This window comes from Paramicrobacterium salitolerans (genome assembly GCF_051513965.1).
Classification (GTDB): Bacteria; Actinomycetota; Actinomycetes; order Actinomycetales; family Microbacteriaceae; genus Paramicrobacterium.
The window spans coordinates 1451133-1471798 of record NZ_CP195847.1; the positions used below are offsets into that span (position 1 = coordinate 1451133).

General features: G+C 62.2%; 17 protein-coding genes and 1 other annotated feature. Of the genes, 8 read left to right on the plus strand and 9 right to left on the minus strand.

Translation table 11 applies throughout. From position 1 onward, the window contains the following. The first annotated feature begins 45 nt into the window (after positions 1-45). Positions 46-270 carry a DUF7455 domain-containing protein gene (locus ACSAGD_RS06915; protein WP_437584972.1) on the plus strand — a complete coding sequence of 75 codons (225 nt, stop codon included), beginning with the start codon at positions 46-48 and terminating at the stop codon, positions 268-270. Positions 271-342: 72 nt separating this feature from the next. On the opposite strand, the gene ACSAGD_RS06920 is transcribed toward ACSAGD_RS06915, so the two are convergent. Together ACSAGD_RS06920 and ACSAGD_RS06925 are read right to left on the minus strand one after the other, a co-directional pair. Beyond that, positions 343-1416, minus strand: coding sequence for an alanine racemase (locus tag ACSAGD_RS06920; protein WP_437584973.1), 1074 nt, complete (start codon positions 1414-1416; stop codon positions 343-345). Then, on the minus strand, positions 1413-1955 hold the full coding sequence (locus ACSAGD_RS06925; RefSeq protein WP_437584974.1) for an alanine racemase C-terminal domain-containing protein: 543 nt from the start codon (positions 1953-1955) through the stop codon (positions 1413-1415). The genes ACSAGD_RS06920 and ACSAGD_RS06925 overlap by 4 nt, the downstream gene beginning before the upstream one ends. A 117-nt stretch (positions 1956-2072) precedes the next feature. Here ACSAGD_RS06925 and ACSAGD_RS06930 point away from each other — a divergent pair, with 117 nt between their 5' ends. Then, positions 2073-3092 (plus strand): sugar-transfer associated ATP-grasp domain-containing protein, encoded by a 1020-nt coding sequence (locus ACSAGD_RS06930; protein ID WP_437584975.1) that lies wholly within the window; start codon positions 2073-2075, stop codon positions 3090-3092. 58 nt (positions 3093-3150) lie between these two features. Here the strand turns inward: ACSAGD_RS06930 and ACSAGD_RS06935 are convergent, their stop codons facing one another. From ACSAGD_RS06935 to ACSAGD_RS06950, 4 genes are all read right to left on the minus strand, one after another. Further along, complete coding sequence (locus ACSAGD_RS06935; RefSeq protein WP_437584976.1) at positions 3151-3852, minus strand: coenzyme F420-0:L-glutamate ligase; 702 nt, start codon at positions 3850-3852, stop codon at positions 3151-3153. Between the two features lie 41 nt (positions 3853-3893). Further along, positions 3894-5147, minus strand: coding sequence for an RNA polymerase sigma factor (locus ACSAGD_RS06940; RefSeq protein WP_437584977.1), 1254 nt, complete (start codon positions 5145-5147; stop codon positions 3894-3896). A 191-nt stretch (positions 5148-5338) separates the two neighbouring features. Next, positions 5339-6652: an MFS transporter gene (locus ACSAGD_RS06945; RefSeq protein ID WP_437584978.1), complete on the minus strand. Its 1314-nt coding sequence runs from the start codon at positions 6650-6652 to the stop codon at positions 5339-5341. Between the two features lie 18 nt (positions 6653-6670). After that, positions 6671-7609 carry a proteasome assembly chaperone family protein gene (locus ACSAGD_RS06950; RefSeq protein ID WP_437584979.1) on the minus strand — a complete coding sequence of 313 codons (939 nt, stop codon included), beginning with the start codon at positions 7607-7609 and terminating at the stop codon, positions 6671-6673. Between the two features lie 109 nt (positions 7610-7718). On the opposite strand from ACSAGD_RS06950, the gene ACSAGD_RS06955 reads away from it, so the two are divergent. The 3 genes from ACSAGD_RS06955 to sucB all read left to right on the plus strand — a co-directional run bounded on the left by ACSAGD_RS06955 (position 7719) and on the right by sucB (position 12029). Next, positions 7719-9170, plus strand: coding sequence for a leucyl aminopeptidase (locus ACSAGD_RS06955; RefSeq protein WP_437584980.1), 1452 nt, complete (start codon positions 7719-7721; stop codon positions 9168-9170). A 97-nt stretch (positions 9171-9267) separates the two neighbouring features. Next, entirely contained in the window at positions 9268-10641 is a 1374-nt protein-coding gene (gene lpdA, locus ACSAGD_RS06960) for a dihydrolipoyl dehydrogenase (RefSeq protein ID WP_437584981.1), read from the plus strand. 47 nt (positions 10642-10688) lie between these two features. Further along, the gene (sucB, locus tag ACSAGD_RS06965) at positions 10689-12029 is read left to right on the plus strand and encodes a 2-oxoglutarate dehydrogenase, E2 component, dihydrolipoamide succinyltransferase (RefSeq protein ID WP_437584982.1); all 1341 of its coding nucleotides are present in this window, start codon (positions 10689-10691) and stop codon (positions 12027-12029) included. A gap of 11 nt (positions 12030-12040) precedes the next feature. On the opposite strand, the gene ACSAGD_RS06970 is transcribed toward sucB, so the two are convergent. Next, a complete protein-coding gene (locus ACSAGD_RS06970) occupies positions 12041-12478 on the minus strand; it encodes a hypothetical protein (protein WP_437584983.1) in 438 nt (145 codons plus the stop codon). Between the two features lie 1068 nt (positions 12479-13546). Between ACSAGD_RS06970 and ACSAGD_RS06975 the strand changes: the two genes are divergently transcribed. Together ACSAGD_RS06975 and ACSAGD_RS06980 are read left to right on the plus strand one after the other, a co-directional pair. Continuing rightward, a protein-coding gene (locus ACSAGD_RS06975; protein WP_437582785.1) for an IS3 family transposase occupies positions 13547-14784 on the plus strand; the annotation gives its coding sequence in 2 pieces (ribosomal slippage) (positions 13547-13826 and positions 13826-14784; 1239 coding nt in all). Next, positions 13819-13934, plus strand: a sequence feature (AL1L pseudoknot). Its footprint overlaps the gene before it by 116 nt. A 69-nt stretch (positions 14785-14853) precedes the next feature. Further along, on the plus strand, positions 14854-15561 hold the full coding sequence (locus ACSAGD_RS06980) for a DUF4191 domain-containing protein (RefSeq protein WP_437584984.1): 708 nt from the start codon (positions 14854-14856) through the stop codon (positions 15559-15561). A 15-nt stretch (positions 15562-15576) separates the two neighbouring features. On the opposite strand, the gene ACSAGD_RS06985 is transcribed toward ACSAGD_RS06980, so the two are convergent. Continuing rightward, positions 15577-16032, minus strand: a complete 456-nt coding sequence (locus ACSAGD_RS06985; RefSeq protein ID WP_437584985.1) for an RDD family protein — start codon at positions 16030-16032, stop codon at positions 15577-15579. A 134-nt stretch (positions 16033-16166) separates the two neighbouring features. On the opposite strand from ACSAGD_RS06985, the gene glnA reads away from it, so the two are divergent. Then, positions 16167-17591, plus strand: a complete 1425-nt coding sequence (gene glnA, locus ACSAGD_RS06990; RefSeq protein ID WP_437584986.1) for a type I glutamate--ammonia ligase — start codon at positions 16167-16169, stop codon at positions 17589-17591. 60 nt (positions 17592-17651) lie between these two features. Here the strand turns inward: glnA and ACSAGD_RS06995 are convergent, their stop codons facing one another. Further along, complete coding sequence (locus tag ACSAGD_RS06995) at positions 17652-20660, minus strand: bifunctional [glutamine synthetase] adenylyltransferase/[glutamine synthetase]-adenylyl-L-tyrosine phosphorylase (protein ID WP_437584987.1); 3009 nt, start codon at positions 20658-20660, stop codon at positions 17652-17654. Positions 20661-20666: the final 6 nt, after the last annotated feature.

Consider the following 20666-nt stretch of genomic DNA (forward strand, 5'->3'; position numbering starts at 1 on the left):
AGACACAGGGGCGCAAAGGGCGCTCCGTGAGGTCAGGAGGAGCTCATGTCGCACACCGGTACACAGACTGTCGACGCCGTTCAGCCCCAGCTGACCGCGGCGGATCGATGCGACAGCTGCGGAGCACAAGCATATATCCGAGCTGTCGTGAACAACGGAGAACTTCTGTTCTGCGCCCATCACGGTAAGAAGTACGAAGAGAAGCTCATGGCAGTCGCCCAGAGCTGGCACGACGAGTCAGATCGGCTTCTCGAAGACACCCGCTCCTGACCGGAGTCGTGAGAGGCGGTGGATGCCGAAGCATCCACCGCTTCTGCATTTAACCGAGGCCCTGCGTCGCAGTCAGCTCACATAGCGGTGCTCTGAGCGGCGAGCAAGGCGGATCACAAGTTCCTCCCCGATTGAGTTCATCGCGTCTGCCCAGACCTGCAGAGTGGCCTCGCCATGTGAGCCGTCCCCGAAGAGATAGGCGTTGTCACCCACCACTGCGTCTACCGCGCTGACATTCAGCCAGGCGAGGCCCGCCTCGACAGAGTCGATCATGCATGCTCGACCGCGGACGGACACTGAAACTGCGCCCGCCGCCTCCGCATAGAGCCCGTGAACTTGACCGACAGGAATGGCGGCTAGTCGGCGACCATCGTGCTCGTGCACGGCCGTGACCCGTGTCGACAGTGTGAGCGCGGGCGTGAGGCCCAAGTGCTCGGGACCGACGCCGTCACCAGGTGCGATCCCGTACACGAAAGCTCCTACGCGGACCATGTCGAAACGGGCATCCTCGCGTTCATAGGAAGCCGCGCTTGCGGCGAGATGGCGTATCTGTGGCGAAAGGCCGGCCCGTCGGGCGATATCCACAGCATCCGTGAAGCGTGCGATGGACTCGCTGTCCGTTTCGAACGAGGCCTCAGAGATATGAGTCCACATTCCGACGACCTCGAGATCGCCGTGCTTCTCCAGCTCCGCGGCACGGTTGACGAATGCCGGCCATTCGTCCGCTGTGACGCCCGCACGATGCAGTCCAGTGTCGATCTTGAGGTGGACGCGCGCTGTGCGCTCCGCTGCACGTGCGGCAGCGCTGACTCTCTCGAGGATCTCAGGGTAGGAAACACCGAGATCGAGCTCAGCGTCCACAGCTTCGCGCAGATCGTCGTCTGCGCCGAAGACCCACGTGAAGATCATTGCTTCGGCATCGATCTCACGAACTCGACGTGCGGTCGCCATGTCGAGCGCGCCGAAATGATGGAAGCCAGCCGCAGCGAGGGTCGAGACGACGGGGGTCAGGCCGTGAGCGTACGCATCGTCTTTCACGACGATCGCGAGTTGAGAAGGCGCGACACGTGCAGCGATGTGTCGGGCATTCTCCACGAGAGCGCAGCGGGATATCGTGGCGGTGAGCTGAGGCAGGCCGGTGGTCATCGAATTCTCCGTTCCACGCGGGAATCCAAGCAAGCGACGATCGCAACGGGCATCTCGCCGAGCAGACCTGCCCACTCTAGGAGGGAAGGCGCCCCGCGGCGAGCATCGCCGAACACGCGCATGAAGGCTCCAGGCTGAACAGCGACATCGTCTGCGTCCACGACGAACTCATCCATCGCGACGCGACCGACGATTGGAAGCCTGACCGGCTCGCCATCGTGCGGAACCCATGCGACGGAGACGAGGTTCCCAGCTTTTCGCGGCATTCCGTGCCCGTAGCCGATCGCAACCCGCGCGAGCGTCGTCGGACGGCTCGTTCGGTAGGTGTGGCCATACGACACTCCGGCTCCCGCTCGCACCCTCTTGGTGGAGAGAACCTCGACGTCGAGGAGCACTGGATCGGTCGAAAGCGCAGTGTCAAACGCGGCTGCGGCAGCGGAATCGCCGTCGATCGCGGCATCCAATCGTGATTTCTGCTCCGCCGAGATCGTGAGTATGCGCTGCCCCGCAGTGCAGGTGCTGATCGGCGACGGAACCACGGTCCTCCCTAGCGTTGACGACATGTCAGTCTAACGCGCCTCCACAGACTGCCTCCTCAGGAGGAGCCTCCTATAATTGGGTGTTCACGATAGCGACAGGCAGGAGAGCACTGCGATATGCCGAAGGGCAACCGTCTCAAAATTCGTCTCGAATACCTCAAGAATCGAGCTCGCCGCTTCGACGCAGGCTCGGTGCTCGAACGGGCGAAGGAAGTCTCGGCGCAGCACGACAAGCCGACTCCGGTGATCGTCGCCGACATGCTGTGGTCTGCCGTCTTCCGCGACACGGCGTTTCAGGACTACGTCGACTGGGACTACGCGATCCTCTCGCGCGCCGAACGCGACACCTTCATGACGCACTCGATCTCCAACCACCTCGCCATGGAGCATGATGCGCCAGCGTCTCGCGGCATCTTCCAGGACAAGATCGAGTTCAATAAGGTCTTCGATCGCTTCCTCAAGCGACGCTGGCTCGATGTGCGTGAGGCAAGCGTCGATGACGTGCGCGAGTTCGTTCAGACGGCGGGGACCGTCATGGGCAAAGTGCCGTTCAGCAATTCCGGGCACGGTGTGCACCGGCACATCGCGAGCGAGATCGACGACTGGGATGCTTTCAGGACTCAGCTACTCGACGAAGGCCAGACGCTCCTCGAGGAGTACGTCGTGCAGCATCCTGTCCTTGCAGAGATCTGCCCTGGGACGGCCAATACGACTCGAGTGACGACGTTCTTCGACGGCGAGACCACGCACATTCTGTCGATGGCGCAGAAATTCGGGCGCGGAGAGGCCAGCGATCAGCAGACGTTCGGCGGGTTCTACACGATGCTCGATCTCCAGGGGAAGTCACGTGGTCGTGGGTACGACTCGCACAACAACGTGCACGAGCGGCATCCAGAATCTGGAGTCTCGATCCCCGAGTACCAGCTTCCGCTGATGGAGACCGTCCACCCGTTCATCGACGAGGTGGCTCGCGTCGTTCCGGATGTGAAGTACGTCGGCTGGGACATCGTGATGAGCGCTGACGGGCCGGTCCTCATCGAAGGCAACTGGGCAGTCGGTGTGTACGAGAACAAGCCGAGCGTGACGGGGATTCGCACGGGAAGCCGCCCGCGCTTTCAGCAGATCATCGGCTTCTGAGACAGAGAGAGCCGGGAGACATGTGAAGTCTCCCGGCTCTCTTCAGCACTTCTGCTGCTCAGCGCACTTCCCGGATGATTCCGAGCGGGGTGCTCTGGTGCTTCTGGCCGAGGGGATTGTCTTTGAGCACGCGCACCATCAGGTCGTTCTCGGCATGCCCCCGCGTGTTCCCGAGGATGTTTCCCCCGAGATCGTTGATGTCCACGATCATGACGTCGACCTTCCCGCCGAGTGTTCGCTTCAACTCCTCCGCGACCTGCTCGGGGCGCTCCGGCCCCAGCACCACGTGAGAGTTGTAGGGCGGGATCGTATGCGGAGTCGGTCCGTCGATCGCACGTGCCTTCTCACCGGCGATGCGGTAAAAGTCACCGGTACGGCCGAACAGCTTTGAGATGACGGATACCGCTGCAGCGAACAGAATCCGGGGCGTTCCGCACTCGCGCAACGCCATCTCCATGGTCTCGGGCATTCCCAGACCGATGCCGTACGAGGTCTTCGTCACGTACTTGGAGAGGAACGTCGCGAGACGTCGGGGCCTGACCTCGCTGATCGGGTAGGCCCTGCCTTGCGTGATCGCCACGATTTTCTCGGTGACGAACAAGATGTCGCCATCCTGCAGATGCTCAGTGGCATACGTCGTCACCACGTCGACGATGTCGTCATCGGGACCGACAAGCTTCGTCTTGATCGGAATGCGCTGAAAACACTTGTCATCGATGACGGTCTCGAGTGACTTGCCTTCGTTAGCTTCTACGGCCATGCCGCGATCCTTTCCACGGAGGGGTGCTGAGCGGCAGCGGCCTACTCGAGGTAGTCCCGCAGGGACTGCGACCGGCTCGGGTGACGCAGCTTCGCCATCGTCTTCGATTCGATCTGACGGATCCGCTCCCGCGTGACGCCGAACGTGTCACCGATTTGGTCAAGCGTCTTCGGCATTCCGTCTCCGAGGCCGAAGCGCATCCGAATGACTCCAGCTTCACGCTCCGACAGCGAATCGAGGAGCGACTCGAGCTGCTTCTGCAGCATCGTAAAGCCGACGGCATCCGCCGGAACCACAGCCTCGGTATCCTCGATGAGGTCGCCGAACTCGCTGTCGCCGTCCTCACCGAGGGGCGTGTGCAGCGAGATCGGCTCACGGCCGTACTTCTGAACCTCGACGACCTTTTCCGGCGTCATGTCGAGCTCCTTGCTGAGCTCTTCGGGGGTGGGCTCGCGCCCGAGATCCTGAAGCATCTGACGCTGCACACGAGCCAGCTTGTTGATGACTTCGACCATGTGGACCGGGATACGGATCGTGCGCGCCTGATCTGCCATGGCACGAGTGATCGCCTGACGGATCCACCATGTGGCGTAGGTCGAGAACTTGAAGCCCTTCGTGTAGTCGAACTTCTCGACCGCACGGATGAGCCCGAGGTTGCCCTCCTGGATGAGGTCCAGGAACTGCATACCTCGACCGGTATAGCGCTTGGCCAGTGAGACCACAAGACGGAGGTTCGCGCCCAGCAGGTGGCTCTTTGCGCGCTGTCCGTCACGAGCAACCCACTGGAGCTCACGGCCGAGCTTCTGGCGCTTCTCGGCCTCACTCATCTGACTGAGCTTGTCCTCGGCGAACAGGCCGGCTTCGATGCGCATTGCCAGTTCGACCTCTTCGGCTGCGTTCAGAAGCGGAACCTTGCCGATCTGCTTCAGATAGTCCTTGACCGGATCCGCGGTCGCGCCGGTGATGATCGTCGAGTAGACCGGCGCTTCGTCGTCGTCGTCACCCTGAGAGAGAACGAGTGCTCCCTTGGGCAGCGGCTCATCCTTAGCCGTCGACTTCTTCTCGCTCTTCGCGCTCTCGTCCGTCGCCTCGACGTCTTCTGACGCGATGGCTTCTGCGATGGGATCGTCGGCGGCCTTCTTGCTCCGCGTCGTCTTCTTCGGCGCCGCGCTCTTCGACTTCGCCGGGGCTGCCTTCTTCTTCGCCGGCGCGCTCTTCTTGGCGGCGGCTGCCGCGGTCTTGGTCTTCTCTGCCTCTGTCGTGGCGTCCGTTGTCTGTGCAGGCTTGCTTGCCATGCGAGCACCCTTTCGGTCCGTGGCGCGCCCTCAGAGCGCGTGATCACCGACGTTGATCGATTTCGGACAGTACTAAGACCCATGTCAAGCCCCGAGATCGCGTTCCGAGGATGCGATCAGGGACACGATGGGTCCACTCCATCATTATGTCATGGAATTCACGGAGCCTTTACATGCCCCGCTGCAGCGTGTCATCTGCGATATCTTCTGACCAGTGCAACCCACAGCGGGGCCACTTTTATTCCCTCATCCTCAGCGAGCTGGCTTCGAGTCTTTCGGCGAGTGAGGAACAGCATCACGACTCCCCCGCCGATGACCACGTATTGGATGAGGAACGCGATCTTGAAGGACGTCAGACTGTAGGTCTGCTCTGGGCTTCCGCCCGCCGGCCCGAGAAGGTCAAGAGCCAGTCCGATGACGAACATCATCGTGAAGCTTGCGAGGAATCCGCCGACGTTGACGATGCCGTTCGCCGACCCGAGAGCCCGGCTCGGGTTGAAGGTTCGGGCGAAATCGAAGCCGATGAGCGAACCTGGACCGCCCACTCCCAATGCGACCAGAAGAACGATGAGGAGCCACAGGGGCGGGGTACCTGGCCACGCAAGGAGTGCCGTCCACGCAGCCCCCATCACGAAGACGACGGTGATCACCAGATTGCTGCGACGAGTTGGGAAGCGCGCAGTCAGGATGCCGAGAATCGGACCGAAGACGACACCGGAGGCCACGATCACCAGCAAGAGCGCTGCGGCTGCGGTCTCGGAGATCCCGAGAGCGTAAACCATGAATGGATATCCCCAGAGGAGAGAGAACACTGTGCCGCTTGACTGCGTGATGAAGTGCGCCCAGAAGCCGAGACGGGTTCCGGGACGCTTCAGCGATTCAAGAAGGATGTCGAGGGAGCTCCCCCATGTGCGGTACAGCGGCCCCGTTCTCGTATCGGTGTCCGGCCGGTCGCTCACGCAGATGATGACCCCGATCACCATCAGCACGCCGAGCGCAGCTGCGGCGAGGTAAGCCGGCTCCCAGCCGAATGTGTTCAGGACCCACGCGAAAGGGACCGCTGAGAGGACCTGCCCGAGTTGCCCGATATTTCCTGTCCACTGACTCAGCTGCGGAACGATGGGGCCGCTGAACCAGAAGTTGACGAGCCGGAGCACGGAAACGAAGATTCCTGCGTCGCCGATTCCGACGAGCATGCGCCCGAGGGCTGCAACAGCGAGATCCGGGGCCACCGCGAGGATCGCCTGACCCACGGTGATGAGGATCAAACCGATGATCAGAAGTCGGCGCGGCCCCCACCTGTCGATGAGCAGGCCGACGGGAATCTGCATCGTGGCGTAGACGATGAGCTGCACGACTGCAAGCGACGAGAGGGCAGCCGCTGTGATGTCGAATCGCTCGACCGCTGCGACGCCGGAAACCCCGAGACTGCTGCGTTGGAGAATCGCCACGACATACGCGGCGACTCCGACCGTGAAGACGGCCCAGGCACGACGGGAGTTCACCGAAGGAATGCTACCCCGTCACTCATCGGGGCTGGAATCGCTGGCTCCGGGCTTGTGCCCTCTGCGGCCGGCGAGGTAACGCTCCAGCTCAGCCGCGATGTCGTCGGCTGTTGGGAGGTCGTCTTCATCCATGGTGAGAGGGGAACGCTGCTCTGTGCCTTCCATGTAGGTGTCATAGCGGGCTTCGAGAGAGGCGACCAGCTTGTGAAGCTCACCGTTCTCTGCAACCTGCTCATCGACCTTCGCGATGAACGCGCGTCCTTCTTCTCTCAGCTCGTCACTCGGGAACACGAGTCCGGTCGCAGCGCTGTACAGCTCGAGCGCCGTGAGAGCGGCATCCGGATATTCCGTTTCAGTCAGATAGTGGGGAACGAGAAGGGCGAAGCCGGCGACGTCGAGCTCGTGGCGCTGCAGCTCGAACTCGAGAAGATGGAGGACGTTGGCGGGTACCTGAGTCTGCGGACGCCAGATGGAGAGTGACTCGATAAGGTCTGCGCGAGTGCCACTCACCGTTGCCCCCAGCGGGCGTGAGTGAGGGACAGGCATGGGGATGCCGTGCACCCACGTCGTGTGTGCAACGCGGAACCTCTGCGCCAGCGAGATGACCGTGCGTGTGAACGCTTCCCATCGGAAATCCGGCTCATATCCGGTAAGTAGGAGGAACGGCCGGTGAAGCTCGTCATAAGCGAGAGACATCGCAAGACGCGGCGGTTCGTAGTCGCTCAGGTGGTCATGATCAAATTGGATAATCGGGCGACGAGCACGATAGTCGAGCAGCTCATCATTGTCGAAGACCGCGACATCCTCGAAGTCGAGACTGTCGCGAAGATAGGCGATCACCTGGCCGATCGCGCCTCCGGCGTCTGAGAATCCTGTCAACGCGATAACGAGGGGTAGACCCTCGGGAACGGCATCTGCCGAGTCCGTGATAGTCAGGATGTCGCGGGGGCTGCTCATACCCTCAATGCTATGCGCCGACCTCGCTTGCGCGGCCTCTCCCATGGTGCCCTCAGCGAACAGAGAGCCGGATAGCATGAACAGCATGAGCTTGTCTTCACTTGAATTCATGTCAGAACTTCCCTCGTCGCGTGCCGCGGATGTTCTCGTGGTTGGCGCCCGGACCTCCGCTGAGGGGCCCGTACTCGTCGCCGCGGAGGGGATCAGTGCCTTCGAAGGAGCCCTCTCCGAGCTCGGCGTGTCGGGCAGAGCCGACTCGTTCGTCAAGCTCCCGTCCTCGCACCCGGCCGCGCCCGTGTTGGCGATCGTCGGACTCGGCGACGAGGTCACTCCAGAGACGGTTCGCAACGCAGCGGGTGCAGCAGTGCGCCAGCTCGCCGGCACCACGAGCGTGCTGATCGCCTTTTCACTGGAGAACGCCGACCACGCTGTCGCCGCTGCGGAAGGCGCTGCGCTCGGTGCATACACGTACACCGCTGAGAAGGGCGTCAGCGCTAAGACGTCGCCCGTTCAGGACGTCTCGGTCCTTGGCGCGTCCCCCGACGAAGCCGAGGTCGAGCGGATCCGGGTGACGGCAGACGCAGTGCACCTCGTCCGGGATCTGGGCAATACGTCGGCGTCGGAGCTGTTCCCGCAGTCCTTCGTCGAACGTGCGAAGAGCGAGGCAGACGGCTTGCCAGTGGACGTGACAGTGTGGGGCGACGACGAGCTCGAAAAGGACGGATTCGGCGGAATCCTGGGCGTCGGCCGCGGCTCCGTCAGGGGACCTCGACTCGTCAAGCTCGAGTACTCCCCCGAAGGTGCGGAGAAACACGTCGCCGTCGTCGGCAAAGGCATCACGTTCGACACGGGAGGGCTCTCTCTGAAGCCGGCAACGGGAATGCTCGGAATGAAGTACGACATGCTCGGCGCCGCCAGCGCACTTGCGACGGTCATCGCCGCCGCACGGCTCGGCACGAAGACGCGTGTCACGAGCTGGCTCTGCCTGGCTGAGAACATGCCCTCAGGAAGCGCGACCCGCCCGGGAGATGTGCTCCGGATGTACGGCGGCCGCACGGTGGAGGTCACGAACACTGATGCTGAGGGACGTCTCGTGATGGCCGATGGGCTCGTCGCTGCGAGCGAGGAGAACCCTGACCTGATCGTGGACGTCGCCACGCTCACGGGTGCCGCGGTCGTCGCTCTCGGAACGCGCTACACAGGGGTCATGGGCAATGACGCATCCGCAGATGAGGTCGTTCGCCTCGCGGACCGCATCGGCGAGAAGATGTGGCGGATGCCGCTCTCGCCCGAACTGCGGAGCGTGCTGGATTCTGACGTGGCGGACATCATGAACTCGAACATGGCGCGCCGAGAGGGAGGAATGCTCGTCGCAGGGCATTTTCTGTCCGAGTTCATCGGGTCGCGGCCGGATGTGGAGACGAAGATCTCCTGGGTGCACCTGGACATCGCGGGGCCAGGCGACAGTGGCTCGTCTCCGTACGGATACAACGCAAAGGGAGCAACGGGCGTAACTGTGCGAACCCTGCTCGCTCTAGCCGAAGACATGGCCGCCGCGTAGTAAGGTCGAAGGGTGCGCCTGCGCACCTCGTGGTCGCCCGCCACACGCCGGCGTGTGACTCATACCGCATCAACCATATGCATTAGGGAGAAGCTCAGTGTCGGAGCAGAATTTTGACATCGTCGTTCTCGGCGGTGGAAGTGGCGGATACGCAGCGGCTATCCGAGCCAGCGAGCTCGGATTCTCCGTTGCGCTGGTTGAGAAGGACAAGGTCGGCGGTACGTGTCTTCACCGAGGCTGTATCCCGACCAAGGCCCTCCTCCACGCAGCCGAGGTGGCTGACGCCACTCGCGACTCCGCGAAGTTCGGCGTCACGGCCAGCCTTGAGGGAATCGACATCGATGGCGTGACCTCTTACCGCGAGGGAATCGTCGCAAAGAAGTACAAGGGGCTCCAGGGGCTCATCAAGGCGCGCAAGATCACCACGATTGAGGGCGAGGGACGACTCACGTCGCCCACGACGATTCAGGTCGGCGACACGACTCTGACCGGAAAGAACATCATCCTCGCGACGGGCTCATACTCACGCTCCCTTCCGGGACTGGAGATCGGCGGGCGCGTCATCACAAGTGAGCAGGCCCTCCAGCTCGACTACGTTCCTAAGAAGGTCGCTGTTCTCGGTGGCGGTGTGATCGGCGTGGAGTTCGCGAGTGTCTGGCGTTCGTTCGGCGCAGAGGTCACCATCATTGAGGCACTGCCCCACCTGGTCCCCAACGAAGATGAGACGATCAGCAAACTCCTCGAGCGCGCTTTCCGCCGCCGCGGCATCGACTACAAGATCGGCGTTCGTTTCAAGAGCGTCGAGCAGAGTGACGATGGAGTGAATGTCACCTTGGAGAACGGCGACACGATCGACGCAGACGTCCTGCTCGTCGCTGTCGGCCGTGGCCCCGTCACAGAGGGCCTCGGCTACGACGAGGTCGGCGTGGAGATGGACCGCGGGTTCGTCCTCACGAACGATCGTCTCGAGACGAACGTCAAGGGTGTCTATGCAGTCGGCGACATCGTCCCGGGTCTGCAGCTCGCGCACCGTGGCTTCCAGCAGGGAATCTTCGTGGCGGAGGAGATCGCCGGGCAGAGCCCGGTCGTCATCCCCGACAGCAACATTCCGAAGGTCACATACTGTGACCCGGAGGTTGCCTCCGTCGGTCTCTCCGAGGCGAAGGCCAAGGAGAAGTACGGCGACGACAAGGTAACCACGTACGAATACAATCTCGCTGGAAACGGCAAGAGCGAGATTATCGACACGAGCGGTCTGATCAAGGTCGTGCGTGAGAACGATGGCCCCATCGTGGGTATCCATATGATCGGCGCGCGCGTCGGCGAACTCATCGCAGAAGGCCAGCTCGCGGTCAACTGGGAAGCTTACCCAGAAGACTTCGCGCCGCTCATCCACGCCCACCCGACGCAGAACGAGGCGCTGGGCGAGGCGTTCCTGGCCCTCGCAGGCAAGCCCCTGCACGCTCTCTGATCTCGTTACGCTAGAACTACGAATTTGCTTTCAAAGGAGACAAGGTCATGAGCGAAACGGTGAACCTCCCGGCACTCGGCGAGAGTGTCACTGAGGGAACGGTCACCCGCTGGCTGAAGAACGTGGGCGACCACGTCGAGGTCGATGAGCCGCTGCTCGAGGTGTCAACGGACAAGGTCGACACGGAGATTCCATCTCCCGTGGCGGGCGTCCTCGAGGAGATCTTGGCGGAGGAGGACGACACGATCGATGTCGGCGCTCCTCTCGCGAAGATCGGCGACGGCTCCGGCGCAGCTGGCTCGTCTGCACCCTCTGAGGAAGCAAAATCGGAGGACGCAGACGAGGGCAGCTCTGAAGAGACATCTGACTCCTCGGGTGAAGATGCTTCTGCAGAAGCATCCGAGGAGTCGGCAGAGCCGGAGGAATCGACGCCAGTTCAGGAGCCTGAGCCGGCAGCAAAGTCCGACGCTGCGGTTAGTGAGCGCTCGGCTGAGCCTGCTCAGCCGTCCGCTCCTGCCGCAAGCTCATCCGAACCCGTCGACGTCACCGGCAACGCGGGTTACGTCACACCGTTGGTGCGGAAGCTCGCGAACCAGCACGGTGTTGACCTCTCCGACGTAACAGGAACTGGGGTCGGCGGTCGCATCCGCAAGGAGGACGTACTCGCAGCAGCGTCACCGTCCCGATCGGACGAGCCGTCACGTCCAGCTGGGGCTGTGTCAGAGCTACGAGGAACGACGCAGCCGATGTCGCGACTTCGCAAGGTTGCGGCCGAGCAGGCCGTGGCGTCCAGCCAGGCAACCGCACAGGTGACAGCGGTCGTGGAAGCAGATGTGACTCGAGTCGTGGAGATCATCGCTGGAGACTCGGGAGCTTCGTCATTCCTCCCGTATCTTGCGCACGCCGCTGTGCAGGCCCTGCAGCAGCACCCTGTGCTCAATGCTGCGGTCGACGGCGACCAGATCATCTATCCTGCGTCGGAGAACCTCAGCATCGCCGTAGAGACTGACCGGGGCATGCTGAGTCCGGTGATCAAGGACGCTGGTTCGCTCGATGTCAGCGGCCTTGACCGCGCGATCAGCGAACTCGCAGAGCGAACTCGTTCGAATTCGCTGACGCCGGACGAGCTGTCTGGAGGCACGTTCACCGTGGCGACTTCGGAGGAGCGAGGCACGCTCATCGAGACTCCTGTGGTTTTCCTCCCCCAGTCAGCCGCACTGAGCGCGGGCGCTGTCGTCAAGCGTCCGGTCATCACCACAGTCGACGGCGCGGACGCGATCGCAATACGATCCGTCGTCTATCTGTCGCTGTCGTATGACCAGCGCATCATCGACAGTTCCGATGCCTCGCACTTCCTCTCGACCGTGGTCGAGTTCTTGGAGAGCTAAGCGGTCTGCAATCAGGCGTCGAAGACGTCTCTGATAACCCAGCCGGTCTCCGTGCACACAATGAGCACGGAGACCGGCTGGGTTTCATCAGTTGAGACGACCGCAGTTGCGACCCCTCCTTTCGACTCGATGGGAGAAATCGCTCTCTTGTCTGCGGGAGCAGAAAGTGATGTGAAAGGGTCGGCCTTCGAGCCCGCTATCGCCGCCAGTTCAGCCTCCAACGCTGAGGAGTCAGGCTCGTAAAGCTGGGAGAGACAGGCAGCGCCGTTGTGCTCGTAGCAATCTCGCCGTGCTTTCAGCAGCGCGACGAGGGCGCGGGAGGGTGAAAGGTCGACCCCGACACGCACTTCTGTGACGGTAACGGTGGGGGTGGGCGCGCTGCTCGCCAGATCGCTTTCAGCATCGGGCAGAAGCACCAGACTCAAAGTGAGGCTGAGAACGAAGATCACGGTCGCCGAGATTCCTAGTCTCACCGCGCGAGGATGGTCCCTGACTATACGTCGCACAGCGCCGGCAGCGCTGGTCAAAGCCTCGAGTGAGAAACTCAGTTCTCCCTCGAGCAGTCGGCTCGCGAGCGATCGAGAGTAACGCGTCCGGTTGCGTCTCAAGCGGCGAGAATCCTGATCGCTGACAGGAGTGCTCGTCGCCTCAGGAACAGCGAACGGCAGAGGGTCAGCGAGAGCGAAGATACGGCATTCGATGTCTGCATAGCGATCGCCGTCGATATGCACCGGGTCTGCGCAGAGTGAACGCAGCCAGGTGACGATTGTGCTCATGCCCCGTCGCCGTGTGTCTTCGTCAGCATGATGGAGGACGAGCTCCGCAATCGAAGCGAGCCCGAGCAGATCATCGCGTACTCCCTGTGATGTTGTTCTCTCTCCCCCATCGGCACCGACGAGCACAGGCCTTCCGTCCGTCAACGACAGACGGATGTGGGCTGTGTCGACAGCGCCATGAGTCCGTCCCCGTCGGTGCAGATCTCTCAGCGCACAGACAATTGGGCCGAGCAGTGTGACAATCGATCCGGCGGCGATGTGCCCCGCATGCTCAAGCTGCGTCGACAACCGTGCGCCGAGCCGTTCGGATACGAGGACAGGTGCATCGCTCGTGGTGAGACCAATATCGTGAGGATGATCAAGATGGCGACTCTGAGAACCCTGCGACAGGTTCACCTCAGCCGCCGCGTTCGCTCCCGCGTCCTCCCCGTGAAATACGCGCAGCGCAACTACGCTGTCGCCCGCTGAGCGTGCAAGGTACACGGAGGTCCGCAGGCCAGTGTGGACGCGTCGGATCACTTCGTAACCGCATATTCTGCGGGTTGTAAGGTGCTCGTGGGAGCTCTCGGAGAAGGTGGGCGAAGGAATGGTGACCATGACCCGATTGTGCTCAACCGCGCCGTGCGTGATCGGTCGTGCACACCGTGGTGTGGATGAAGCGGACACAGCCTCTCCTGTGGACGATTGAAGGTGTGAATCGGCCTGGTTTTCGTTCCGTTCTTCAAGCAAGGATGGAACACGATGAATCAGAAGTACTCGCCCGAGATGCGTGAGCGTGCGCTGCGGATGCTGGATGAGGCCAAGCCGGATCATCCGAACCTGATGACCGCTGTTCGACATGTCGCTGGCCTACTGGGTATGAGCGCGGAGACGTTACGGGTGTGGCATCGCCGCCGCGAGGTCGACGCGGGCCAGCGGCCCGGGGTGCCCAGCGACGTTGCCGAGGAGAACGCGCGGCTGCGTCGCGAGGTCGCCGAGTTGCGGCGCGCCAACGAGATCCTCAAGGCGGCGAGTGTGTTTTTCGCCAAGGAACTCGACCGCCCCACGACGAGATGATCCGCTTCATCGACAAGCATCGGGATCACTTCGGGGTCGAGGCCATCTGCCGTGTGCTGCGCGCGGCAGTTCGTGGGTTCATCACCTCTCGCGGGTATCGCGCCGCGAAACGACGTCTGCCATCGGCCAGACGCCTCCGAGACGAGTTGCTCGTCCCGGAGGTTGCCAGGCTGCATGCGGAGAACTACGGCGTCTACGGGCGACGGAAGATGCATGCGCTGATGCGCCGCCAGGGCTGGGACATCGGCCGCGATCAGACCGAACGCCTCATGCGCCTGGCCGGGGTCCGTGGCGTGAAGAAGTCGATGAGAGTGTTCACCACGCGCTCCGACAAGACCGCGACGCTGCCGAGCGATCTCGTCAACCGACGCTTCACCGCGCCAGCACCTCGCCGCCTCTGGGTCTGCGACGTGACCTACGTCGCCACCTGGTCCGGGTTCGCTTACGTCGCGTTCGTCACCGACGTCTACTCCCGGCGCATCGTCGGGTGGAACGTCGCCTCCACGCTGCGGTCGGAGATCCTGCCGATGCAGGCACTCGACATGGCCGCATGGCACGCCGGAGGCCGCCTCGACGGGCTGATCCATCATGCAGATCACGGGTCGAACTACACCGCGATGGTCTACACCGACCGGATCGCCGGACTCGGTGCGGTCCCCTCGACGGGAACCGTCGGCGACAGCTTCGACAACGCGATGGCCGAGGCCGTCAACAACCTCTACAAGACCGAGCTGATCCGTCAGCAAGGGCCCTGGCGAACGGTCGAGCAGGTCGAGCTCGCGACGCTCGAGTGGGTGTGGTGGTGGAACAATCAGCGCCTCCACGGCGAGCTCGACATGCGCACACCCACCGAGGTCGAGAACGCGTACTACGCTGACCTCGAATCAGCCAATCCAGCAACTGCCGGACAAGGCTCCCGATAGGAACGAAAGTCAGGCCGATTCAGTGCCGGTGGAAGCAGGGACGGTGTCGGGTGACGTATCCTTGTAGTCATGGCACGTGAGGCAAAAAACGCTAAGGCGACGAAGGAACCAGGCCGCATGAAGCAGATGTGGCAGGTATTCCAGATGACCCGCCGCTACGATCCCAAGGCGCAGTGGTGGATGCTTCTCGGGTTCGTGCTCGCCGTTGCTGCGGGCGTGCTTCTCGCCATCCTCCTGGCGGCCGGCAACGTCTTCCTGATGATCGTGTGGATTCTCGCGGGCGTCCTTGCTGGTCTGCTCACGGCAATGATCATTCTCGGCCGCCGGGCGGAGAAAGCCGCATACAGCCAGATCAGCGGACAGCCTGGCGCTGTCGGTGCCGTCTTCAAGAGTTCGCTTCCTCGTGGCTGGGCAGGCAGCGAAATGCCGGTGAACGTGAACGGCCGAACGCAGGATGCAATCTACAGGGCAGTCGGTAAGGGCGGTGTCGCACTCGTTGCTGAGGGGCCCGCATCTCGTACGAAGAGAATGCTCGAGGATGAGCGTCGCAAGGTGAAGCGCGTGCTTCCGAACGTACCGATCACCGTGTACCACGTCGGGCCGGACGAGGACTCGATTCCGCTGCACAAGCTGTCCAAGACGCTTCGGAAGGTGAAGAACGAGCTGACGAAGGCTGAAGTCCTGGCAGTGACGAACCGCCTGAGTTCGCTGAATAACCAACTGCCGATTCCGAAGGGCGTCGATCCCTATAAGGTGCGCCCTCAGCGTGCTCGCTGATCGCACATAAGGTGGTCAGCCTCGGATGAGCACCGTCCCCGCGATCTTGTCGTGAAACCCTCGCTGGTCTGAGTCCCAGACCAGAATGGGCACGACGAGGCAGAGCAGCGCTGTTCTCACGAGTGGTCTCCAGAAGCCGACGTATCCGCCCTGAAGCGGGACGACCCGCATTCCGCAGAGGCGGTGCCCGAGACTCCCTCCGAGCGTCGGAATCAGCGTGAGCTGAAGAACGCCGAAGACAACCGGCACAGTCGCGGGGTGATGTGCAAGTGCGGCCAGATTCGGGAAGATCGCTGCGACACCGGCCACCACCAGTGATGCGAAGGTCCAATCGATGAGCAGCCCGAGTATGCGCCGTCCGAATCGCCCGACGCTTCCCTGTCCTTCCTTCGGAAGCCCAAGTCTCTCTCCGGGATATTCGCTCGGCGCGAGGTCGCCAAAGGTCTGACCGGGTATGTTGGAAGATGGCACCCGGCCATTGTAGCTGTGCCAGGTGACGAAACATCGTGGAAACATCCGCGATATGGCGGAGTAATCGAGGCGCCATAGCGTGGTCACGTTGCACGGCGCAGCTATCTCAGAGTCAGACATCTGGAGTGACCCACATGTTCAGTTCCCCGTCCGAAGTCCTCACTTTCATCAAGGAAACGGACGTCAAGTTCGTCGACATCCGTTTCACGGATCTTCCGGGTGTTCAGCAGCACTTCAACATTCCCGCGTCCACAGTCGATGAGGACTTCTTCACGACGGGGCAGCTCTTCGACGGCTCCTCGATCCGAGGCTTCGCAAGCATTCACGAATCTGATATGCAGCTGATTCCCGATGTCAGCACCGCATACGTCGACCCATTCCGACGTGAGCGCACGCTCATCATGGTTTTCGATATCTACAATCCGCGCACCGGAGAGATCTATGCCAAAGACCCGCGTCAGGTGGCGAAGAAGGCTGAGAAGTACCTGGCATCGACGGGTATCGCCGACACGGCGTTCTTTGCTCCCGAAGCGGAGTTCTACATCTTCGACGATGTTCGGTATCGCGTGGCCGAGAACATGTCGTTTCATTCGGTCGACTCAGACGAGGGCGCCTGGAACACGGATCGTGTCGAGGAAGGCGGAAATCTTGCCAACAAGACGCCGTTCAAAGGCGGCTACTTCCCCGTGAGCCCTGTCGATAAGCACGCTGACCTGCGCGACGACATCTGCGTCAAGCTCGGTGATGCGGGCCTGGAGCTCGAACGAAGCCATCACGAGGTCGGCACGGCAGGCCAGGGCGAGATCAACTATCGCTTCGACACGATGGTTCACGCGGCGGACGACATTCTCAAATTCAAGTACATCGTCAAGAACACGGCTGAACAGTGGGGCAAGACCGCGACGTTCATGCCGAAGCCGCTGTACGGTGACAACGGCTCTGGGATGCACACGCATCAGTCCCTGTGGAATGACGGCACTCCCCTGTTCTACGACGAGAACGGCTACGGCGGGCTCTCTGACGTTGCTCGTTGGTACATCGGCGGGCTTCTCGAGCATGCTCCGGCCGTTCTCGCGTTCACGAATCCTACGGTGAACTCTTATCACCGTCTCGTCCCCGGTTTCGAAGCCCCTGTGAACCTCGTGTACTCCGCTGGAAACCGCTCTGCATCGATCAGGATTCCGATCACCGGGAGCAATGCGAAGGCGAAGCGCATTGAGTTCCGTGCGCCCGATGCCTCCGGGAACCCGTACCTGGGCTTCGCCGCTCAGCTGATGGCCGGGATCGACGGCATCAAGAATCGAATCGAGCCAATGGATCCGATCGATAAGGACCTCTATGAGCTTCCTCCGGAGGAAGCGAAGGGTATACCGCAGGTTCCGGCCTCGCTCGATGCAGCCCTCCGCGCTCTCGAAGAGGACCACGAGTTCCTCCTTGACGGAGGTGTCTTCACGCGCGAGCTGATCGACACGTGGATCGACTACAAGCGTGAGTACGAGTTGAAGCCTCTTGCACTGCGTCCACACCCGTTCGAGTTCGAGCTCTACTACAGCGTGTAATCTCACGTGAAACCGCGACGGCCCGGCCAATAGCTGGGCCTTCGCCGTCTCACAGTGAGCTCAGAACGCGCGTGTGTGCGGCACATCGGGTCGTCCGTAGAAGGACTGCTCGAAGATCCGCCGCGCTCGACGCGTGATGGCGAAGTAATCCTCTTCCAGCTCTCCCGCCGCAGCAGGAGGGTAATCCAGGATGCGCGCGACGCCGGCCAACTGACGTCTGTCCGTCGGGAGTACGTCAGTCGTCCTATTCAGCCAGAGGGTCATCGCCGAGCGCAGCCGAGAGCAGAATAGCCACGATTCTCGAAGGGGTTCGGCTTCTTCCGGTTTGATCAGCTGGCTGTCTTCAGCAACCGCCAGCGCAGCGAGCGTCGATGTCGTGCGCAAGGCTGGAACTCGATTCGCGTGTTCCAGTTGAATGAGCTGTACAAACCATTCGACATCGCTCAATGAGCCGCGGCCAAGCTTGACGTGACGCAGTGGGTCCGCACCGCGAGGGAGGCGTTCGTTCTCAACTCGTGCCTTCACCCGCTTGATCTCACGCAGATCGTTCTCAGAGACCTCTTCGGGGTAGCGGATGCTGTCTGCCAGCTCAGTGAATGAGGCGACGAGCGCTTCGTCCCCGGCGACCCCTCGAGCGCGGAGAAGAGCCTGTGCTTCCCAGGTCAAGGACCACCGTGAGTAGTAGGTGCGATACGAGTCGAGTGAGCGGACGATCGGCCCGTTCTTGCCCTCGGGCCGAAGCGCAAGATCAAGATCGAGCGGCAGAGTCGCATCCTCAGTCAGGCGCGCCAGTTCAGAGGCGTATTTCTGCGCGGTGCGCTGTGCAGCCTCAGAATCATCGCCCAGGGGACGGTAGACGTAGATGACGTCTGTGTCGGATCCGAAGCCAAGCTCTGCGCCGCCGAATCGTCCCATTCCGATCACGGCGAACTCGAGCTGATCGCTTCCGGGAATCGTCGCGCGGATCTGCCTCAGAACGCCTTGCAGCGTGGCATCCGTGATGTCTGCCATGGCGGAGCCGAGCTCAATGACACCATCAATGTCGAGAACGGCTCCCAAGGCGAGGCGCAGAATCTCTCTTCTGCGTACGCGAAGCACGGCTCTCGCCGCACGTTCGAGCGACTCGTGACGAGAGAAGATCGCCTGCATTTCGTCGCGCAGCGCAGCTGCGCTGACCGGACGGAGGAGAGCATCATCTTCCAGCCACGCTGAGGACTCGGGAAAAGCCGCGAGAAGCTCGCCTACGTATCGGGAGCTGGACAGAATCTGCGTGAGACGCTCCGCTACCATCGACGAATCGCGCAGCATACGCAGAAACCAGTGCGTCGAGCCGAGCGCGTCACTCAATCGACGGAACGCGAGGAGCCCATAGTCCGGATCTGCTCCCTCGGCGAACCAACGAAGCATGACGGGCAGCAGGTGCCTTTGGATTGTCGCGCGACGAGAGACGCCAGCCGTGAGAGCCGCGATATGGGCGAGGGCGCCGCGTGGATCACGAAAACCGATCGCCGCAAGACGCGCCTTTGCCTGGTCGGTGCTCAGAGCGAGCTCATCGTCGGGGAGCGCTGCGACGGCGCTGAGAAGCGGACGGTAGAAGAGTCTTTCGTGTAGATCTCGAACTTCCTGCTTTGTCCGTTCCCACGCCGACACGAGTGCTGACGCTCCGCCGCGGCTTCTCGTCGCTCGCGCGAGAATTCTCAGGCTCTCCTCGTCGCGCGGCATCAGGTGCGTACGACGCAGCCTGACGAGCTGCAGACGATGCTCGAGGACCCGGAGGAAACGGTATGCAGCGGCGAACTCGGATGCTTCAAGCCGGCCGATGTACCCGGCATCGGAAAGCGCCTCAAGCGCAGGCAGTGTGCCCTGTCGCCGCACCGACTCATCCGTCTGCCCGTGCACAAGCTGCAGAAGCTGCACCGTGAACTCGACGTCGCGCAATCCTCCGGGGCCCAGCTTGATCTGTCGCTGCACTTCATCCGCGGGAATGTTCGCGGTCACCCGCTCGCGCATGCGCTGCACGGAATCGACGAAGTTCTCCCCGTTCGCCCGCTCCCAGACCAGAGGTGACACGGCGGCGACGTAGTCATCTCCGAGCTCTGGATCTCCCGCAAGCGGGCGAGCCTTCAGGAGAGCCTGAAACTCCCAGCTCTTCGCCCAGCGACGGTAGTAAGCAGTGTGTGAGTCGAGTGTGCGGACAAGGGCGCCGTCCTTTCCCTCGGGACGGAGGTTTGCGTCGACCTCCCAGAGACCTGGCTCGATGTCCGGTTCGTGGATGATGCGCTGCAGCTGCATCGCGAGACGAGTCGCGACATCGACAGCTCTGCTCTGAGACAGATCACCATGGGGTTCTGCAACGTAGATGACATCGACGTCGCTCATGTAGTTGAGCTCGCGTGCCCCGGCCTTCCCCATTCCGATCACGGCGAGACGCGTGTACTGTACGTCTTCACGGGGGAATAGTGCATGGCCGCTTCCGCCACTGATGCGGGTACGAGCGATTGCCAATGCAGCGTCGAGCGCTGAGGCCGCTGCATCGGCCAGCGCCTCCCCTACCTGAGGCATGACATCGGTTGGGTCTTCGGCCTCGAGGTCGACGATCGCAATCCTCGTGAGCGCGATCCGGTAACGTTCGCGCATCAGGAGAGCGGCCTTGTCGTCGCCGACAGCGGCGAAACCGTCTTGAATGCTCAGGGCAGTGTCGAAATCATCGCGCAACTGGGCCGGTGTCGGCAGAGTCGGCGATTCCACGACGACGTCGAGATGCTCTGGATGTCGGAGAAAGAACTCAGCGATGCCCGAGGATGCTCCGACCACGCGCACGAGCCGACGCCGCGCGTCGGGGTCGTGCCAGAGCCGCCCGACCGACCCGGGGTGCGCGTGCTCGAGATCGATCAGGTGCGCAAGCGCCGAGTCAGGATCGGCCGCCGAACTGAACGTCGCAGCCACGTCCTGCGGGTCCGCGGCATCCAACATCTGCGCAAATCTGGCGATGCTGTCTCTCGCATCAGACAGGGAGATGAAGCCGATTCGAGCCAGCCCGCTCAGCTGCGTCTGTCCACGGGACACCATCACACG